This window comes from uncultured Cyclobacterium sp., from assembly GCF_963976465.1.
Taxonomy (GTDB): domain Bacteria; phylum Bacteroidota; class Bacteroidia; order Cytophagales; family Cyclobacteriaceae; genus Cyclobacterium.
Genome location: NZ_CAXBOC010000493.1, coordinates 1 through 4,025 on the forward strand (window position 1 = coordinate 1; position 4,025 = coordinate 4,025).

The window sequence follows — 4,025 nt, forward strand, 5'->3', positions numbered from 1 at the left end:
ATACTCCGAAATTCAAATATGGAGAGACTCTTATACCTTTTTTCCAAAAATTTATATTTAAAGGCAACGTAGCCATATTTTAACTATTTACAAAACTCCTAATTTGTTTCAATGAAAAAAATGGCGAATGGAAATTGACAGATTGGCGATTAAAAGAAAGCCCGATTGGATTTAAATTTCTACGGATTTTCAAAGGAGAAAAAAGCCAAGGTGAAAAATGATATTGCTTACCGAAAACGGCTTCCAATGGGCTTTTATGAGGATTCTACTGACTTTAACTGTGTGCCAGAAGCTTGGTAGGGTTAGTTTAGTAAGACTTGGGCTCTTGTTTTACATGCCTAACCCGTAAGATTTTGATTTCTTTTGCTGTATGTCGATAAGCTACCCATTAGGAGTATTTTTCAAAAGCTCGGTAATTTCATGGGGTATCTTTTTTAAACCTGTCCAAGGGATATTTCTCAGGGTGATCTGGCAAGTTGCGGGTCAGGGAAAAAAATGGTGTCTTTCACCTTCTCAGCACTCGCAGGAGAGTTTTCTTTAATTTTTTTTTGTAAGCTTTTTGAAGTGAAATATAAGCACTTTTGGTCCATGATACCGTGGGTCGTTGGTTGGAAAAATTCTCTACAGGATTACCTTCTACCATTTTTTAGCCATTTTCTCTACTTCTTCCTGGCTGTAGAACGCTCCCCGATCAATCTCGGCTTCAGCTTCATCCAGTTCCCGGTTGTATTGCTCAACGCTGATAGGACCTTCCGTGAACTTAATCAAAGAAGTTTCTAATTCATTGAGTTCTTCTTCATTCAAGTGCATTACCTTCTCTATAATCGCATATTTTCTGGCGGCAATTGTTTCCATCTTTATCAAAATTTAAGTCTTTTAAAGGAATTTAGATTTTTCTGACTAATCCTGCTAATGGTATTCAACCCCATTTTTTAATCCAACCCTTGGACTTTCCAGCGTATCAATGAGTCTATCGACTTCACTGGCCTTCACTCCCAATTTTGCCTGATTGAAAATCGCCTTGACATTTCCGAGTTGATCGATTCTCTTTTGGGAAAGATTTGTTCCAGATCTGATTTCACCCACTCTTTTAGTGATATCCTTTTTGATATTATCCGGAGAAGCTGTCAGAATTTCACCCAGTACACGGTAAACCCCTTCCTTCGACAAGCTGCAATTAGGATTCAGACAAAGCTTGTTGATCAGTTCGTTTAAGGTCCCCGGCTCTCCTAATAAAAAATCAATGGCTAGTAGTTTTTCGGTTTTATCCAGCTTGTTTTCCGGGGTTTCTAAAAGATTATAATCCCGCTTTGCCCGCATATTTTCATAGAAAAGTAGTGCAGCTTTCTTATCCTTAAAATCCAGATTTTCAAATTCCCGGAAATTGGCCAGTTTCTCGGTAGGATCGACATATTTTAAAAATATACCCGTCTCTCGAATATTCTTAAGTGTATTGCCAATCAAATTGTAAATTATTCCCGCTGTAATCCCCGAAAAGAGAATGGCAAGTGGCACTTTCATCGTAACTTCAATCGTCAAGACTGAAAGTGCTAACAAAATGCTTAGAAAAGCAATAAGTATAGGGTAGACGAGTGACATATAAATAAACCACTTTCTTCGCAAAATAAAGATGGAAAAATCCTCAAAATGCTGTCGGTGGCTTGAAAAAATATGCCATCCATAACGATAAGCAAGAATTCTTTCCTCTTCCGAATAACCATCAAATAGCAATAAGTATTCTCTGAGTTTGTATTGCCATAAAAGTCTATTGGGATCAAACTTTTTCATAGATAATTTTTTCACATTTCAAATAGGAGCTCCCCAGGCTTTCTGCATCTCGTTTCTTTTTCTTTCTTCCGTAACTTTGACGTAGCGTTGAAAACTCTTATAATCTGAATGCCCTGTTATCTTCATCACCGTCTCAGCAGGAATCCCTTTTTCCAAGGAAAGGGTGGCAAAGGTTTTTCTACCAGTATGGGCACTGATAACCTCGTGTTTCTTGTAAATAGTAGATTGTTTGATGGCTCCTTTGTACCGAATGATTTCAATAGGATCATCAATTCCCACCAGTTTACAGAGCTCCTTTACATATTTGTTGAATTTTTGGTTGGAAATAATAGGAATTGGGGTCACCAGCTCTTTGTATTTTTCTAAAATGGATTTAGAATAACTGTTTAAAGGAACAATGGAAGGTTCCTTTGTCTTTTTGATGGTGAGCCGAATTTCCATTTCCTTGATATGTTCTCTTTTTAATTGTTGGAGGTCTGAAAACCTATATCCAGTCACACAACTAAAGCAAAAAACATCACGTACCTGGTCCAAGCGTTTATTTGAACTTAGGTTGAAATTAAATAGGAGATCCAATTCATTTTGGGTCAAAGCGATAACTTCCAGTTTGCCTTTCTTGATAGAAAATTCCTTGTATCCATCATTGACCTTGATTCCCTGCCTTTTGGCATATCCTAGAAAGGTTTTTAAGGTACTCAATTGTTTGGCAATGGTAATGTTATTCAATGTTTTGACCGTACCTGTAGTTTCATGTACTTCCTCCCAACCAATCAAATGGTTTTGAAAGGCATGCATAAAGTTGTAATCGATTTTATCAAAACGAATTTTTGTCCTGGTTTTGGTCTCGTAGTTTTTTAAATGCTTTTTGAGCGATTTATAGACCACAAGGCTTCCTTTCACTCGGGTAAGTTCATGCTCCTGAATGTAGCGGTCGATAAAATCATAGACCAAGTTTGAAGGGTCTTCTTTTTTGGTTTTGACCGTTTTTGATCCCTTAAGGGCTTCAACGATCATATCTGCACTATAAGAAATCCCTTCGAATAAAAACTTTGATTCAAGGGATTTAATCCTGTTTACCATAGAAAATAATTCCTCTTGGTATTGGATCAATTGATTTTTAGAAACAATTGTATCTTCATATGATTTTTGGATTTGGGCCTTTAATTTTTGGCTTGGGCTTATAATTTTTTGATTGTCATTGTCCCATAACTCGGGAGGCAGCTTAACCCCTGTCCCGATCTTCCTTCTTTGACCAGCAACCCTAATAATTAATATCAAAGGATGTTCTCCTTTACGATTAACTTTATCTTGTCTTAACTCAAAACGTAGCGTTGCTTCCATGTCATTGTTTTAACTGAAAATTAAATTTAAACAATATTTATAAAAGGGGGGCTATTTGGGGGGCTAAAATATTGATCAAATTGGCACATAACTGACCATCACTTCAAATCCTATATATCCATATATACGCATATACGGCATTTTTAGGAACTTTTATTGAAATATTGGCAATAGGTTCGAATCCCTCCTCCTCTGCACCAAAACAGCCTAGCAATTTGCTAGGCTGTTTTTTTTTGAGTCGTTGGGAGCCACCCAGCAACCAGGCCCGTCGCTAAAACAGTCCACCGGACTGTTTCTTTACGCTCAACCCTCTCCTCCTCTGCTGAACTAAAAAAAAAACATTTGAAATATAATTAGTTAGGTCTTTTTGTAGGGGTGCAAATTGGGGTGTTGATTTTTGAACAATAAAATACAGATACTATAAATGGTTTGTATTTTCTGTCGAGGATTTGAATTTTTTGATTCAGTTTCTGAATAAATTGGTGAACTCTTGTTTGGAATACATTGGATGTAATTATCCCGTCACCCCACTTATAAAGGTTTCTACAAATCCTAAAATCTTGTTTGTTACTCTTTCAGCTACGGAGGCTCGCGCCATGAATACTGGTCTTTTGCCAATAAGTTTCAAATCAGCCATTTGCGTTGATCCTAAAATTAAAAAAGGACAATGTGATTGAATGTCCGTTTTATGGCAGAGCCATGGTACCACAAAAGACCAAATCCTTTACTTGAGGATATATTATCGGGTTTAGGTCATTTGCCCTACCCCAACAAATCGTTTTCAACCTTCATCAGGACATCGTTTTGGCATTCCTGATCGGGTTCTTACATACAGTTACCGCATTTGGCCTGGTATCTCTTTACTTCTATTTCAACACAAAGTTTTCGAAAGCCAT

Annotated in this window: 3 protein-coding genes; all 3 read right to left on the minus strand. The window is 37.1% G+C overall.

Annotated elements, in window-relative coordinates; all coding sequences use genetic code 11:
• Positions 1 to 636: 636 nt before the first annotated feature.
• The 3 genes from AAC037_RS20930 to AAC037_RS20940 are packed head-to-tail and all read right to left on the minus strand — an operon-like array spanning position 637 to position 3,129.
• Complete coding sequence (locus AAC037_RS20930) at positions 637 to 855, minus strand: hypothetical protein (RefSeq protein WP_339905355.1); 219 nt, start codon at positions 853 to 855, stop codon at positions 637 to 639.
• A gap of 54 nt (positions 856 to 909) precedes the next feature.
• A complete protein-coding gene (locus AAC037_RS20935) occupies positions 910 to 1,788 on the minus strand; it encodes a hypothetical protein (protein ID WP_339905357.1) in 879 nt (292 codons plus the stop codon).
• A gap of 18 nt (positions 1,789 to 1,806) precedes the next feature.
• Positions 1,807 to 3,129, minus strand: a complete 1,323-nt coding sequence (locus AAC037_RS20940; RefSeq protein ID WP_339905359.1) for a site-specific integrase — start codon at positions 3,127 to 3,129, stop codon at positions 1,807 to 1,809.
• Positions 3,130 to 4,025: the final 896 nt, after the last annotated feature.